At 59.9% G+C, this 15,298-nt stretch carries 13 protein-coding genes and 1 pseudogene; 8 read left to right on the forward strand and 6 right to left on the reverse strand.

All coding sequences use genetic code 11. The features are described 5' to 3' along the window. Positions 1-473: 473 nt before the first annotated feature. The gene (locus VSR82_RS37640; protein WP_498858688.1) at positions 474-2,081 is read left to right on the forward strand and encodes a glycoside hydrolase family 28 protein; all 1,608 of its coding nucleotides are present in this window, start codon (positions 474-476) and stop codon (positions 2,079-2,081) included. A gap of 184 nt (positions 2,082-2,265) precedes the next feature. Here the strand turns inward: VSR82_RS37640 and VSR82_RS37645 are convergent. Then, positions 2,266-3,011: pseudogene (locus tag VSR82_RS37645) on the reverse strand (IS5 family transposase). A gap of 99 nt (positions 3,012-3,110) precedes the next feature. Here VSR82_RS37645 and VSR82_RS37650 point away from each other — a divergent pair. From VSR82_RS37650 to VSR82_RS37660, 3 genes are all read left to right on the forward strand, one after another. Continuing rightward, the gene (locus tag VSR82_RS37650; protein ID WP_498858689.1) at positions 3,111-4,406 is read left to right on the forward strand and encodes an IS256 family transposase; all 1,296 of its coding nucleotides are present in this window, start codon (positions 3,111-3,113) and stop codon (positions 4,404-4,406) included. Positions 4,407-4,448: 42 nt separating this feature from the next. After that, positions 4,449-5,486: an IS481 family transposase gene (locus VSR82_RS37655; RefSeq protein ID WP_498858690.1), complete on the forward strand. Its 1,038-nt coding sequence runs from the start codon at positions 4,449-4,451 to the stop codon at positions 5,484-5,486. A gap of 662 nt (positions 5,487-6,148) precedes the next feature. Then, positions 6,149-7,072 carry a glycoside hydrolase family 5 protein gene (locus VSR82_RS37660; protein WP_498858691.1) on the forward strand — a complete coding sequence of 308 codons (924 nt, stop codon included), beginning with the start codon at positions 6,149-6,151 and terminating at the stop codon, positions 7,070-7,072. Positions 7,073-7,136: 64 nt separating this feature from the next. Here the strand turns inward: VSR82_RS37660 and VSR82_RS37665 are convergent, their stop codons facing one another. From VSR82_RS37665 to VSR82_RS37685, 5 genes are all read right to left on the reverse strand, one after another. After that, the gene (locus VSR82_RS37665) at positions 7,137-8,024 is read right to left on the reverse strand and encodes an IS5 family transposase (RefSeq protein ID WP_498858692.1); all 888 of its coding nucleotides are present in this window, start codon (positions 8,022-8,024) and stop codon (positions 7,137-7,139) included. Positions 8,025-8,440: 416 nt separating this feature from the next. Then, complete coding sequence (locus VSR82_RS37670; RefSeq protein WP_498858693.1) at positions 8,441-8,737, reverse strand: DUF4411 family protein; 297 nt, start codon at positions 8,735-8,737, stop codon at positions 8,441-8,443. 10 nt (positions 8,738-8,747) lie between these two features. Then, on the reverse strand, positions 8,748-8,966 hold the full coding sequence (locus tag VSR82_RS37675; protein WP_498858694.1) for a DUF4411 family protein: 219 nt from the start codon (positions 8,964-8,966) through the stop codon (positions 8,748-8,750). Further along, positions 8,963-10,141: an ImmA/IrrE family metallo-endopeptidase gene (locus VSR82_RS37680; RefSeq protein WP_410852716.1), complete on the reverse strand. Its 1,179-nt coding sequence runs from the start codon at positions 10,139-10,141 to the stop codon at positions 8,963-8,965. The genes VSR82_RS37675 and VSR82_RS37680 overlap by 4 nt, the downstream gene beginning before the upstream one ends. A gap of 208 nt (positions 10,142-10,349) precedes the next feature. After that, on the reverse strand, positions 10,350-10,628 hold the full coding sequence (locus VSR82_RS37685; RefSeq protein WP_498858695.1) for an HU family DNA-binding protein: 279 nt from the start codon (positions 10,626-10,628) through the stop codon (positions 10,350-10,352). Between the two features lie 1,249 nt (positions 10,629-11,877). Between VSR82_RS37685 and VSR82_RS37690 the strand changes: the two genes are divergently transcribed. The 4 genes from VSR82_RS37690 to VSR82_RS37705 all read left to right on the forward strand — a co-directional run bounded on the left by VSR82_RS37690 (position 11,878) and on the right by VSR82_RS37705 (position 15,210). Continuing rightward, positions 11,878-12,159 (forward strand): hypothetical protein, encoded by a 282-nt coding sequence (locus VSR82_RS37690; RefSeq protein WP_498858696.1) that lies wholly within the window; start codon positions 11,878-11,880, stop codon positions 12,157-12,159. Positions 12,160-12,288: 129 nt separating this feature from the next. Further along, entirely contained in the window at positions 12,289-13,980 is a 1,692-nt protein-coding gene (locus VSR82_RS37695) for a site-specific integrase (protein WP_498858702.1), read from the forward strand. 152 nt (positions 13,981-14,132) lie between these two features. Further along, positions 14,133-14,402: a DUF1488 family protein gene (locus tag VSR82_RS37700; protein WP_498858697.1), complete on the forward strand. Its 270-nt coding sequence runs from the start codon at positions 14,133-14,135 to the stop codon at positions 14,400-14,402. Positions 14,403-14,760: 358 nt separating this feature from the next. Beyond that, positions 14,761-15,210, forward strand: coding sequence for an SET domain-containing protein (locus VSR82_RS37705; RefSeq protein ID WP_410852725.1), 450 nt, complete (start codon positions 14,761-14,763; stop codon positions 15,208-15,210). Positions 15,211-15,298: the final 88 nt, after the last annotated feature.

A 15,298-nucleotide genomic window follows, 5' to 3' on the forward strand; every position in this document is an offset into this window, starting at 1 on the left:
GTGACGTTCTGCATGACAGTGGCCTCCGAAGGAAATTACCGGCTGCGAGGTGGGGGTGACCATCCCATTACAGCTTGCCGAAAAGGTTAACAGCCCCCAGCGGTGTCTTTTTGATTCCGTCTCTAAGCGATTGCTAAAACGCCTCAGGGATCCTGGCTAACCGGTGCAGCCATTTTCTTCGTCATAATGCCCTTCTTGTCAGAATGGATGCGCATATCGTGACGTTGGCTCAGCTATTGCATACGCCCCTGGCCAACCAACAAGGGCGGACTGAATTGAAGAATAAACAGGGCTGCATACCTCACGAATCGCAGGGAAAGACCCGGCGCGCCGAGCTCGACCTGGCATCGGGATGGGCTGATGCAGGAGCTGCGCGGTAAACCTCACCTGCTATGGCGTGCAGTCGATGAGGACGGGACTGAACTGTACATCCTGTTACAGAAGCGCTGCAACAGGACCCTAAGGAGAACACAATGCCAACATCCGGGATCGTCCTGCGTGGACTTGCCGGCAAAAGGCTCGCGCGCATCGCAATAGGGTCACTTCTCGTGATTGCGCCCGCGTTGGCATCCACGTCAGCGGACAAGTTACGGCCCGTAAAGACACAATGGGGCACAGTCAACGAACCGTCACTACCTGCAACCGTCTGCAGGCGGCTCGAAGCATCGCTTGCGCCGGTCAACGGCTCCATCGATATGTGGGACGCGAATGCATCTTCGTCCAATCCGGACACCGCGCGCATCCAAGACGCAATCGACGCCTGTCCGGCAGGCCAAGCGGTTAAGCTTGTCACCGGTGCATCAGGAGATACCGGCTTTCTCAGTGGTCCGCTCAGGCTAAAATCCGGAGTATCGTTGTGGATCGACCGAGGCGTGACGCTATTCGCCTCTCGCAATCCCGCAGACTTCGATAATGGTGCGGGAACGTGCGGTACTGCGACTACATCAAATAAAAAATCTTGCAATCCGCTCATACTTGCACAGACAACTACGGGCAGCGCGATTCTGGGTGACGGGACCATCGACGGTCGTGGTGGCAGCTTGCTCACCAGCGGCGCCAATGCGGGCAGGCGCACCTGGTGGGACGTCGCCTATCAAAACAAGATCTCCGGACTACACCAGCAAAATCCCCGGCTTGTCCAGGTGACGGGAGGCTCCGCTTTCACACTCTATCGCATCACCTTGCAGAACTCGCCCAATTTCCATGTTGTCACCGATGGCGTTGCGGGAGTAGTCGCATGGAATATAAAGGTCCTGGCACCAAGCTTCGCGTACAGCGTCAGCGGGTATGCTTGTCCCTCTGGCACCACACCTGACCAGAAGACCCCCGCTACATGTTTCACGCCGGACACCGTGAAGAACACTGACGGTTTCGATCCCGCTCAGTCACGCAACGTGTTGCTGGCTTATTCGTATATCAGCACAGGTGACGACCACGTCGCCATCAAGGCTAGTGCATCACCTGGCAGCAAGAACCTGATGTTCGCGCATAACCACTTCTACTATGGACACGGCATGTCGATTGGCAGCGAGACGAATGCGGGAATCAGTAACGTCGCGATCATTGATCTAACGATGGATGGAGGAGACAGTCCAAACGGAAACGGCTTGCGGATCAAGTCTAGTTCGTCGCGAGGTGGCAAGGTGAGCGCTGTATCATACAGCGACGTGTGCATGCGCAACGTCGCGGAGCCACTAGTGTTCGACTCGTATTACAGCTCATCGTCAGGCACACTGTACCCGAACTTCCTTCAGATTGCCGTCCACCGATTTCACTATCTCGGCAGCAAGAAGTATGGGGGCGGACGGCTGACATTCTCGGGGTATGAAAACAAGAAGCAGAAGAATCCACTCGTGATCAGCCTGGACAACGTGGTGTTCGATGATAAACAGCCAGCTCTCGCGGAAAGTTTTGCAACGCACTATGCGCTCGGTCCCGGCCCAGTGAGCTTTTCTGACAAGATTGTGACCTCAACGTCCAGGGACGTTCAGGTATCCGGATCACCCGGTCAAGCTGCGCCGGTCGATTGCAGCGGCGCCTTCATTCCCCTCAATGCCGTGGTTCAGGCTTCACCTATCTGATTTGGTCCTTGTTTATTCGTTTATGCTTTACTACATTCCGAGGCACAGGCTTAGCGGATGTAGGGACTTCCCCGTCCCGAGGCTGCGGCGGAAGCGCGAGTCGGCATCAATGTGCCACGATGACGTTGCGAACGTTCAGCGACACCAGCGAGAGAGGAAGTCCCTTTCATTCTCCAGGTTCTGTTCACATTCTCACGAGCGGTCCAAAGGCACAGACAAGCGAAGCGAAGGCGAGATAGTTCCCTGCGAGCTTGTCGTAGCAAGTGACGACACGACGAAAATGTTTGATACGACTGCAAAAGCGTTCGACGATGTTCCGGGTCCGATACAGCACGCGGCTATAGCGACGCTTGGTCTTCAGGTTCGAACGCGGCGGGATTACGGCCTTCGCACGAGTAGTGCGGATACTTTCCACAAAGGCGTTCGAGTCGTAGCCCTTGTCAGCGATGACCGCACCGGTGCGCAGATGCTCAACCAGTTCGTTCGCGCACGTAATATCGGAAACTTGTCCCTCGGTGGCAATCAACCGCAGGGGGCGTCCGGCGTCATCGACAGCCAGGTGCAACTTGGTGGTCAATCCATCTCGCGAGCGACCGAGCGCTTGCGGACCGTTTTTTTCGAGCTCCGGACGAATGCTGGTGCGCGCGCACGATGGTCGAATCGATCAACACATGCTTGATCTCGGTTTCGTCGGCCACAGCGTGGATCACGGTTTCCCACACACCCTTGCGACGCCACCGGGAGAAACGCACGTACACCGATGCCATCTGCCGAACGCCTTCGGCAAATCGCGCCACGGGGAGCCGTCCGGCCGATCCAGAGGACAGCTTCAACAAACCGACGATTGTCGGTCGCCGTTCGCCCCGGATCGCCTTCCCTGCCGGGCAAGACGGATTCGATTCGTGAGCTATTGTCGAATCTGGTGTACAGCGGGAGCGGCGGGAATTTGAGAAGGCGGTGGCGGTCTAGCGAGAATGTTGCTTGTCAAAGGCACAACCAGCGAACCCGAGAAGGCCGGACCCGACCACCATGAAGAAGATTACGCAAGAAGCGAACAGCAGTAAAGCGCAAACGAAAAGCGTGCTAGATGAGCTGATCCAGCAAGGCGCGCGGCAGATCATTCAGCAGGCAGTCGAGGTGGAACTGGCGACCATGCTCGAACAGTACAGCAACGTGAAGTCGATCGACGGCCGGCGTGCCGTGGTGCGCAACGGCTACCTGCCCGAGCGCGAGGTCGTCACAGCGATCGGTCCGGTGACGGTTCAGGTGCCGAAGGTGCGGGATCGTTCGGGCTCGGGCATCCGGTTCAATTCGACGATCGTGCCGCCGTACGTGCGCAAGTCCGCGCGCGTGTCGGCAGCGCTGCCGTGGCTGTACCTGCGAGGCATCTCGACGGGCGACATGAGCGAAGCTATGGGCATCATGCTGGGCGGCCAGGTCAGCGGCATGTCGCCGAACGTCGTGAGCCGGCTGAAGGCCCAATGGGCCGATGAGCATGAGCAGTGGAATCGGCGTGAGCTGTCGTCGGCGCGCTGGGTCTACTGGTGGGCCGACGGCATTCACACCGGTGTGCGCAGCGACGATTCCGACGGCCAGTGCCTGCTGGTGATCATTGGCGTCAAACCGGACGGGACGAAGGAACGTGTGGCCATCGGTGACGGCTACCGGGAATCGAAGGCATCGTGGAGCGAACTGCTGCTCGATCTGAAGAAGCGCGGCCTGCCGTCGGGGCCACTGCTGGCCTGCGGCGATGGCGCGATGGGATTCTGGGCCGCGACGGAGGAAGTGTTCCCGCAGACGAAGCATCAGCGCTGCTGGTTTCACAAGATGGGTAACGTGCTCAATGCGCTGCCGAAATCGCAGCAGGCTCGAGGCAAGAAGGCGATGCAGGACATCTGGATGGCGGCCACGCGCGCTGATGCACTGGCCGCATTCAATCACTTCGTCGACGCGTACTCGGCAAAGTACCCGAAGGTCGCCGAAAAGCTGACGGAAGATCGTGACGAGCTGCTCGCGTTTTACGATTTCCCGGCTGAACACTGGCAGCATCTGCGCACCACGAACCCGATTGAATCGACCTTTGCGACGGTGCGCCATCGCACGAAACGCACGCGCAACTGTGTATCGCGCGCGACGTTCCTCGGGCTGGCGTTCAAGCTGATCGAGTCGGCCGAAGAATCGTGGCGGCGCATCCGCGCCCCGGAAAAGCTCACTTCGATGCTTGACGGGATGACGTTCAAGGATGGAGAACCGGTGCGGTGGACTAGACTAAATCTGACAGTGGTTGGTTTCTCATGCTGGCGCGCATTGCCGCGGAGGGCGTAGCCCGTAGCGGCAATGCGCGCCGCGAACAGCAAGGAGTCCGCCATGACTCAGGAGCAGAAGGTAATTCGTGCCAAGGTCGGCATACTTGAGTTGGCCCGGCAACTCGGCAACGTCAGTCAGGCCTGTCGGGTGATGGGTTACTCGCGCGACAGCTTCTACCGATTTAAGGAACTGTACGATCGGGGCGGTGAAGCGGCGCTGCAGGAGATTTCCCACCACCGGCCCCTGCTCAAGAACCGCGTGGATCCGCAGATCGAAACCGCCGTTGTCGAACTGGCCCTCGAATTGCCCGCCTACGGTCAGGTGCGTATCGCCAACGAAGTCCTCAAACGGCGCGCTCTCTCTGTTTCGCCACAGGGCGTCCGTAGCATCTGGTTGCGCCACGATCTGGAGACCATGCCGAAGCGCCTGAAGGCCCTGGAAGCCAAATCCGCCCAGGAGGGGTTGGTGCTGACCGAGGCGCAACTCGTCGCGCTCGAACGTGCCAAACGCGAGAAGGAAGAGCATGGCGAATTCGAGTCCGAATGTCCGGGCTACTGCGGCGCGCAGGACACGTTCTATGTCGGCAGCCTCAAAGGCGTCGGCCGTGTCTACCAGCAGACTTTCGTCGATACCTACTCGAAGGTCGCGTTCGCCAAGCTCTACGATCGCAAGACGCCCCTGCCTGCGGCGGACCTGCTCAACGATCGCGTTGTTCCGTTCTTTGACAGCTTCGGCATCCCGCTGCTACGCGTGCTGACAGACCGCGGCACCGAATACTGCGGCAACCCCGAGCATCACGAATACGAGCTGTATCTGGCTTTGGAAGACATCGACCATACCCGAACAAAGGCCAGGTCGCCGCAAACCAACGGGATCGTCGAACGGCTGCACAAGACCATGCTCAACGAGTTCTATCGCATCGCGTTTCGCAAGAAGATCTACGAATCAATCGCCGCCTTGCAGACTGACCTTGATGCGTGGCTCGACCAGTACAACAATGAACGAGAGCATCAGGGGCGCTGGTGTTATGGCAAGACGCCAATGCGCACCTTCCTCGATTCGCTGGAACTCGCCAGGGAGAAACTCATCCCCCATTGATGACTCTTTATTTATCGGCCCAACTACCTGTCAGATCGAGTCCCGGCTAATACACCGGTGACCGACAGCACACCGGCTCAGCAATCGCTAGCCGCCTGATTACGCCGAGACCGCACACACCAGATTTGACTTTAACTCCGATTCGTGCCCATACATCATCGCTCAGTAACGTTCCAACCATCTTGGCCTGCTCGCGCAAAAGACAAGATGTACTCACATTTACATCGAATGTAAACAGACCCTGGTCGTGGAGTTCATTGCATCATGGAATTGGAACCCGGAAGCTCGCTCATCGAACCTGAGCGTTGGCGCAACTTTTTGGGGACAGCTCTCATCACTGTACTGCTCGGCGCGTGTTGTGGCGACAACGGGGGGTACGCCCCGCAAAGCCAGTCTCGCACCGACAGCGTCAATAACGCGACGGCGAAACCTTTCTCTTCAAGATCGCCTATCTGGCTGACGATCGCTGACGAGGGCGACGCGCTCACTGTAGACGCCGCGCAGACCGTGCGCTTTGGTGCAGGCGCCGTCTGGGTCGAGAAAACCGTAAATGATTCAGGGCGATGTGACTCTGGCTTCTTTGGGAAGATCCGCTCTCCGGTGCGCCGAAGGTTTGCCAACGGCTTCAGAGCACTCGCGGTCTGCTCTGGCGTGGCGTCAGTTTGGCCGGCGCCGAGTTCGCGCCTGGCAGCCTACCGGGCAACTATGGCAGTGACTATAGGTATCCGACTGCCGACAGTGTGGCTTACTACAAGAACAAAGGTATGAACATTGTGCGTCTGCCTTTTCTCTGGGAGCGGCTGCAGCCGACCCTCAACGGACCGTTTGATGTCACAGAGCTGTCACGCCTTGTCGCCTTCGTCAAACCCGTGACGGCGTCCGGCGAGACCGTAGTGTTAGATCCACACAACTATGCACGCTATCGCGGCAATGTGATTGGCTCGAGCGCCGTACCTGATAGCGCCTACGCCGATTTCTGGTCGCGCCTCGCATCCCAATTCAAGGACAATAAGCGAGTTGTGTTCGGGCTGATGAACGAGCCGAATTCCATGCCGACCGAGCAATGGCTATCAGCGGCCAACGCCGCGTTGGCCGCGATACGCGCTGCCGGCGCGAGCAATATGGTGTTCGTACCCGGTAATGCGTGGACGGCGGCGCATAGTTGGACCCAGAACTGGTACGGCACTCCCAATGCAACGGTGATGAAGGACGTTAGGGATCCGGGGAACAACTTCGTGTTCGAGGTGCATCAATATCTCGACAGCAACAGCGCGGGAAGTTCGCCAGATTGTGTGAGCGCCAGCATCGGCGTAGAGCGTCTGCAAGACTTCACCACGTGGTTGGAAAGTAACGGTTACCATGGGTTCCTCGGAGAAATCGGCACGGGTGCAAACGATACCTGCAACCAGGCTCTTGGCAATGTGTTGGCATTCCTGCACGGGAACGCCCATGTGTGGACAGGATTTGCATATTGGGCAGGTGGTCCGCTATGGGGCAACTATCCATATTCGATTGAACCAACCAATGGGGTCGACAAGCCGCAGATGTTCGTGTTGATGCCATATCTGAATCAGGCCTCAGACTAGAGAATGAAAGATCCTCTCAAGGGCTTTGTCCGGATGGGTACGAGTTCCCGTGCCATGGACGCGACTATGCATTTTTGACGCAAACCGGTTTGCCGAAGGCGTTCCACCGGTTCAGCAGGTTGGCGATGATTATGCCTTCGCCTTCCTGCGACGCAAGCTCCTGCGTCAGCAGGCGCTCGCCGATGCAGCGCTTGATGCGCGAGATCTGAGCCTCGACCAGCGAGCGCACACCGTAGCCGTATTTCTTGTGAAATGCATAGATGCCTTTGTCCTCGACGTATCTGACGATCTGGTCATGCCGGCGGGTTCGCTCCTCGCCGTGTACGACAGCGTGAGCTGGCGGTGGGATGACGGGCGTCACGCCCGCGCCTGAAAGCGCTTCGGTACGCTCGATGCTGTAGTACGCGCCATCGGCAATCACCCGATCCATCGGCACGTCAGCGGGCAGCACGGCGTCCATTCGTTCGCTGTCCGATACTTCTGTAGTGGTGATGCGGATCGCGTGTACGTTCATGTCAGCGTAGATCGACAGATGCATCTTGCGCCACGGCGTGCGCGCGGCCTTCTGGGCGTACTTTGCCTCGTACCACTGGCTCGCCCGCCCAAAGCTCAATCCCGTGCTGTCGACCATGAGACTGATCGTCCCGCCGCGCGCGAGACGTCGGGCCAGCTGTTCGCAACGCTGCGTGACGCTCACCTCCAGTGAAGCGAACCGTTCGCCCAGCTGACTGGCGCTGGGCACCGGGATGTCCAGCCCGCGAGTCTCCCAGTAGTCCTCCATATAGCCGGTGATCTGCCCCATCCCCCAACCGAACAGCCGGTAGAAGGTAAAGATCAGCTCGATGTACGCCGTGGTGTAGGTCGGCTCACGCCCCGACACGCCCGGCGTACGGATCTTTGCGTTGATAAGCTGCGCCTTCAGATCGCCGCCCGGCACATACAGGCTGATCATGCCGCGCTTTCTCAGGCTCTGGTTATACGCCCGCGCGTTCGTCACCCGGTACCCCGGCTTCTTGCGCTTGCGCGGTTCACCCGTCTTTAGTCTGGCTTTATATGGCATTATTCAACGCTGGCTTCATGATGTTGCGCTTCTACACAACCCGCAGCATCTTTGCAATACCCCCATCCGGACAAAGCCCCTTGCAAGCACTTGTCTTTCGACAGCAATAATTGTCCGCTACGCGCGGCACGGTGGTCGCGCAACTTTTTCGTGACGAAGGGCCTTCCAATATCCCGCCAAAGCAGCGACCAATTTTTGGCCTCCGGCGGTCAGGCGAGCGAGGTTGACCGAGCTGGACACCACTTACGGCAATAGCCACGTAAAGCCGAGTTTCCTCTCAGTAAAGCCGAAGTCAAATGATCGCCCCGTTAGGGCGCCGGCTTGATCCAAGCGGTCGTAAAGCCAAGCTCCCGCAACATCGTAAACGTGTTGCAAACCGAAACGCCATTGTCGTGGCACACGTCTGGCACGCGGCGATTCGCTCGCTTTTTGCCCGGCGCAGATACTTCGATCGACACCACAACGCGGTTGTCGGGGTCCGCTGCTGCGTATGCGATCAAGAAGGGGTCTCGCCCAACTTCTTCAAGCTCCGTTTCATCAAGGTCCGGAGCGTAGCCGTTCGCGATGACATTCGTAACGATTTCTGGGTCGGCATCCTCTCGCAAAACCAGCTTCTCATAAACGTCTGCGCGATTGAGCCATGTAACGAGGGCATCCCTTTTTAACTTTCCCGCCACCGTCGCGAACCTCCTCCAAAGTCTCAATCGGCATCTTCACATGCCCTCGCTCGGCCATGTGAAGCAGCCAGTCCCAGAATACCGGTACCATCTCCATCGAGTAGTAGTCGCGGTTGGCGGTGATCAGTACGTTAGCGTCAAGAAGATAGAGCTTCATGCAGCCCCTACCAACGCTTGAACATTGGTCGGCCGGACTCCTAAGATGCGACCCGCTTTGGTCGGTGTCACAAAGCCCTCTGCTATCGCTCTACGTGTGACTTCAACGAGGGCATTGCCTACCCGATGTCGCTTCACCACGTAGTAGTTCGGGCCTCCCGCCGCGTCTGCTAACTGTTCCTTCTTTTTGGCTCGCTCCGCCTCCCAGTTCCGACGGAACTCTTCCGTAAGCTCCGACCACTGCTTGCTATCAATCTGGCGGCGTTTAAGCAGTCTATAGACGACGAGGGCGCGGCTCACTTTACGTTGGCTCGCGAAAGTGCTGACAGCCGAAATCAGTTCGTGCCGATCGCCGCCCAAGTGCCGAAGTTCGTCCATCTCGGCCTCAGGCAGAAGAATCTCACTTGCGACCTCATTGCAGAACTGCTCGATCTTCTGCCCGAAATCGGCTCCGCTCACGCCAGTACGTCCAAGCCAGATATGCGCCAACTCATGAAGCAGAGTGAACGACCATGCGACCTTCGCATCCTGATCGTTGACAACGATGAACGGCGCCACTTTTTCTGCCAACGCGAAACCTCTGAATATCTCCGTGCTAAGTGCCGTGTGATGCGTGCCAAGGTTTCCGATGAGAAGCACAAAGACGCCCAGCTTCTCAGTCAGTCCGCGCAAATAGTTGAACGACTCTTCGACAGTTTTTCTACGCCGAAACTCGTCCAGATCTAACGAGAGCCGTTTGCAGATCACCTTGGCCGCTTCGTCCACAGGTTGAGTCAACGCGATACTGCCGACGAAATTTAGGGGCTCCGCCTCGTCCGCGTCTTCGAGAATCGATTTCACCAGGCGCTGGCGGACGAACACATCGCGGACGAGGGCATCCAACTTGGGGGCACTTTCGAACTCGCGGCCTCCGGGAAGTGTTCGGAAGTCCTCGCCCCGTGCGCTTTTCACGGGAGGTTGCTGGAGATAGAACGTAAGAAGCGGCCGCCGATAGACCTTCGCCATCTTAAGGAGCAAGGGTCGGCTCGGAGCCTTCGCGCCCTGCTCATACTCCTCGAGAGCTTCATGGCCGCTTTGCCGGGCACCTCCGAGTTGCAACGATTTGGCGGCCTCGTCGATGCCGAGGCCCGCAGCTTCTCTAGCCCATACGAGGATTTTGGGGTTGACCTGCGGCATCTTGATTGAATTCGATACTTAATAAGACAGACGCATTATAGGCGCAGATCGCGGCATCCGGCGCGGCGTGGGCGTCGCCGTTAGCTCAATGGCACGTCTGAATCACATCTTTCGGGCGGCGGAAGCGAGCCTCAGCGTTGGACTCCGTTCCGCGTGTCCTGAAACACCTTTCCGGCCGCGAAGTGACCGTCGGGAAGCATGCGTGCTTTCATGCACCGTTCACGGCATCCTTGAACGCCTTGCCCGCCGTGAATTTGACCGTCTTCGCCGCCGCAATCTGGATTTCGGCGCCGGTCGCCGGATTCCGCCCGACCCGCGCGGCACGCGCACCGGTCGAAAACGACCCGAAGCCGACCAGCTGCACGGTGTCGCCCCGCGTGACCGCGGCGGTGATGGTACCGATCACCGCACCGAGGGTTTCGCCGGCCAGCGCCTTGGTGGTGCCCGTCTTCGCGGCGACGGCATCGACCAGTTTCTGCCTGTTCATTGATTGTCCTCCAGAGGTGGGGAAGTGAAGCCGTCATCCTACCCGATCCGCGGGCGTGCCCCAACCGGCGCGGGCAAGCACGGAAGCGGTCCGCCAAGGTGTGGTCACGCGCGAGCGGCGACGACGAACACATTCCGGCTTGGTACCCGTGCCTGGGTCGATGGACGGCTGCGGCGAGGGACGGCGCTTTCCCGGGGAAGCGACACCGTTCGCTTCCCACAGGTGTCGCCCTGGCGGGCGGCCGCCGGCCCCACAGCCCAGCTACCTGGCCCGGAAAAATCAGTAAAGTAATTTTCTGACTAATAAAATGTCCGGAAATGAAGGGGCGGATAGCCCCAACTATCCGACCCTTCATTTGCAGTGGGGTTATCGGCTTGATCTTGAGGGAGTCGCCGAACCGCGGCGTGGTGTCCAAGCGCTGTTAGTTTTTCCCTGAGCGTCCGAAACACGGACGAGCGCCTTTGTTTTCCCGTTGCGTCGCAGGCCACAAATGACCCAAGCGGCCTGCTTAAGGACGTCCATCGCAACCATGGCGCTACAGGTTGCAGACGCTCCCGCCGAAGCGTCACCAAGACTGACGCCACTCACGAAGCGCTGTACGGCGCCTTGCGCCAGTAGCTGGCCATTCTCAAGAAGCTGAAGATCGATGCGCTCGCTCCCCTGTCGCTGTCATGTATAACGCCCACCACGCTAGGATGGTTTCCGCTCACCGAGTTTTCATGGGACGAACAGAAAGACGTAAAAGCCGTGCTGGCCTGCCGGGGACTCGATCTACGTGACTTCAGGATCACGGACAATGACAGCCATCCGGCGAGCGCCAGCAAGGCGGTGAGCCGGCGGATCTCCGTAACACGGATCGCTAACGGGAAGACGGCAACCTACGACACCGATCACTTCGCTCCCTGGCTCTCGGATTTCGCTGAAGCACTCGAGGCGGGTGAGTTCGACGACTGAGACCGCGGCGTTCACACGTTTGTCCGACGACTGCTTGCAGAGGTTGCCCCGCCCGTAATGGTGTCTCGCATTCGAATGCTGACTTGTTTCCGTCGCAATTCGTCGCACATCCATGGCAACGACCAGCGGTTCTCCTGATACAACGCCCGGACGCTCGAGGACAGCCCTATCCTGAGCGTTGTGGACTCACCAACGTAGGCCCAGTAGCGCAACCGCACTGATTCGCTACCGCAGTTGAATACCTCAGCCTAGACTCTCAGAAGAATTGGCAACCGCGACTAATAAGGAGACCGTCGTGGAGCGCACCAGATTCCTCGCAGCCTCCCGACAACTGGCAGCCGCCGCCGAAATTCTGGCCAAGGCTGGTCCCCAAGACGGGCGGCTTGATGCGTTCGAAATGCTCGCGTTCTTTCGCCAATTCGACGAGCCTGGCCTCGGTTTGAATGTGGTCCAGACGTCCGACGACGAGCTCTTCGCGCGCACCAGTGACGCCGCTCTAACTATGGCTGGACGTAACGAGTTTGCCGCGTCGCATGCGCTTCTCAAACAAGCACGGTCGCTCCTGCCCTTTACATGAAAAGGCATGTGTGAATTGCGAGTTTCTGCCAAGAATCGCTCGGCAGCAATGCTATTAAGATAATCTTTCTTATCATAAGGTATCCATTCGTTCGGTAAACTTGGCGTTATGACAATCCGCCAGATTTTGATGCCCGCCGCGGCCCCCGCTGATTCGACCGGTTTTCCCGGCGCCGATGAACTCGCCGTGCTGCGTGCATGGTATGCGGGACTGCCCGTGCGCGAGGCGGTTGAGCGCTATCAGCCGGCGTCGCTCGGCGACGGCAAATCCGCGCGGGGCGTGTTCGGGCGCATCCGGCGCCGGCTGCAGGCCATCGCGCGTGCCGCGCATCGTGACGATCTGGCCGCCCTCCTCGATCATCCCGCGGAAGATCGCATACGGCATGCAAAAGCAGTCGCGCACGCCATCGAGTTGCTGCGTACAGTGCGCCCGCCCGAACCGCAGATTACCGACGACGTCGCGCAATGGTTCGCACCGCGGGCCGTGCGCGTGCTCCACGCCCACGGCATCCGTACGCTCGCGGATCTGACCGTGCGCGTGCCGCGCCGCCGCCAGTGGTGGAAAGCGGTGCCCGGCCTCGGCGCGGCAAGCGCCCGCGCGATCGAGCAGTTCTTCGCGGCGTGGCCTGCCCTCACTGAAAAGGCATGGACGCTCATCATTGCAAGCCGCCGCGCCGAGCTCGCGCCCTGGGAATCGCTGCAGGTGCCGCACGAAGTCGATGGCTCCCAGGGGACCTTCCGCGCGCCCAGGGCCGCCTGCGCGCTGGACGCGGACAACGACTACGAAGCAGTGCGGACCTGGCTTGCCCTGCACGAATCCCCCGCCACGCAGCGCACCTACCGCAAGGAAGCCGAGCGCCTGATCCTGTGGGCGATCGTCGAGCGCGGCCGGGCACTGTCCTCGCTCACGACGGAAGATGCGATCGCGTATCGCGCGTTCCTGCGCCACCCGTCGCCGCGCGCCCGCTGGGTGGGCCCGGTGCGGCCGCGCACCTCACCGGACTGGCGTCCCTTCAACGGCAGCCTGTCGGCCCGCTCGGTCGCGCACGCGTTGTCGATTCTGGGCGCGCTGTTCCGTTGGCTGATCGAGCAGCGCTACGTGCTTGCCAATCCGTTCGCCGGCGTGAAGGTGCGGGAGGCCAGCGGCGCCAACGTGCTGGACACGTCCCACGCTTTCACCGAGGGCGAATGGGCGCTCGTGCGCACGAGCGCCGATGGACTCGAGTGGTCATATGGCTGGTCGGCCCCGGCGGCACAACGGCTGCACTTCCTGCTCGACTTTGGCTACGCAACGGGGTTGCGTGCGAGCGAACTCGTCGGCGCCACGCTCGGGCACGTTGAGACCGACGCGCGCGGGGATCACTGGCTGCGCGTGACCGGCAAGGGAAAGAAGCTGGCGCGCGTCGCGTTGCCGCCACTCGCGTGGGAGGCACTCGCGCGGTACCTGGCCGAACGCAAGCTGCCGATCGCACCGGCTCGCTGGCGGCCGGAAACGCCGCTCATCGGCAGGCTCGAGGCGGAGAGCGTCGCGGCGATCAGCAGCGCGCGTCTCTGGGGTGTGCTCAGACGCTTCTTCCTGCTCGCCGCGCAGGCTATCGAAGGCGATCATCCGCCGCTTGCGGAGAAGCTGCGGCGCGCGAGTCCGCACTGGATGCGCCACACGCACGCGACCCATGCGCTCGGGCGCGGCGCTGAACTGACGACCGTGCGGGACAATCTGCGGCACGCGTCTGTGTCGACGACGTCGATCTATCTGCACAGTGATGAGGTGAAGCGGGCACGACAGATCGGGGAGGCTTTTGGCAGTGACAGACGCCGGTAGTCAGGGCGCAACCGGCGTTGAGAAACACGGGCCTCCACGCAGTCCGAAGGGGCGCGCCATGATCTGCAACCCGCCAATTTCTCCCGCACCCGAAATGCATAACCTGTGCAAAAATCATCGTGACCTGATCTGAAGCGTCGTCCGTGCCGCCTATGGAAACCGTCGAACTAGAACCGCAAGTGCTCGCCAGTCGCCTCGGCGTGACATTTTCTCTCGTCTTCCAGAAACGCCCGGTCGAATGCATCATCACGATCACGGCGCTGGAAGCGTATTTCTGGCTCGAGCCACGCGCAGGCGACGAGCGCATCCTCAAGACCTTTCGCGATGGCTACGGTCGCATTCGCGCGATCGCTGAACGGAAGCTGCTTGCCCATCCCGTTGCACGACTTGAATTGACACCGGCAGATTTCTCGCGCCCCTGAGACACCGGTTTTTGTCTGTGGGGTAATCCTTAAGTTCACATTGCAGACTCAACCTCCGACAGCGCGCGTGCAACCAGGCCGCAGTTGATTGAGCGACATGTTCAAGGCTCGCAGGTGGAGGCGCCTTGATAGAAGCGTACTGGTTGGCGTTAATCACCTGGATTCCTCCGGACGGCAACCAGGCCTGGTCACCTCTGTGGGCTGGTTTTGGGGCGAAGCCCGAGTGTGATGGGGAACGACAGTGATTGTTAGTTGCGATTTTAAATGGAAATCATTGAATGGCAGCGACTGCGGCGATATGCTTCGGATTGCCAATCAGGCCGTCTCACCGACCGACGTACCCGAAGGAAACGACACCATGCGATTGCGACGCATCACCGCACAACGCTCTCCCGTACATGGCATGGGAGTGTTCGCGCTACAGCCGATCGCCGCGGGCGAGCGGGTCATCGAGTACAAGGGGGAACTGACCAGCTGGCGGCGCGCCGCCGCCCGCCAACGCTCCGAGGCGGGCCACACGTTCGTGTTCGGCCTGTCCGACGGACGTGTGATCGACGGCAGCCGGGGCGGCAACAGCGCCCGCTTTCTGAACCACGCCTGCGCCCCCAACTGCGAAGCGATCGAGACGGGCGACCGGGTGTTCATTCACGCCCTCGCCCCTATCGCACCGGGAGACGAGCTTTTTATCGACTACGCTCTGTCCGTCGACGGTGCGGTCACCGACGACATCCGGATCCAGTACACGTGTCATTGCGGCGCATCGGGATGTCGTCGAACCATGCTGGGCAGCAATGCTGTGTCGGCATAGTCCTGCTGCAGCGCAGACGGCCCGATGCGCGATGTCTCCGGCGTCTGATGCAGACACAGCGCGCGCCGATATCTGAGCATGCCTTCTT

Source organism: Burkholderia sp. JPY481, assembly GCF_038900515.1.
GTDB classification, from domain to species: Bacteria; Pseudomonadota; Gammaproteobacteria; order Burkholderiales; family Burkholderiaceae; genus Paraburkholderia; species Paraburkholderia youngii.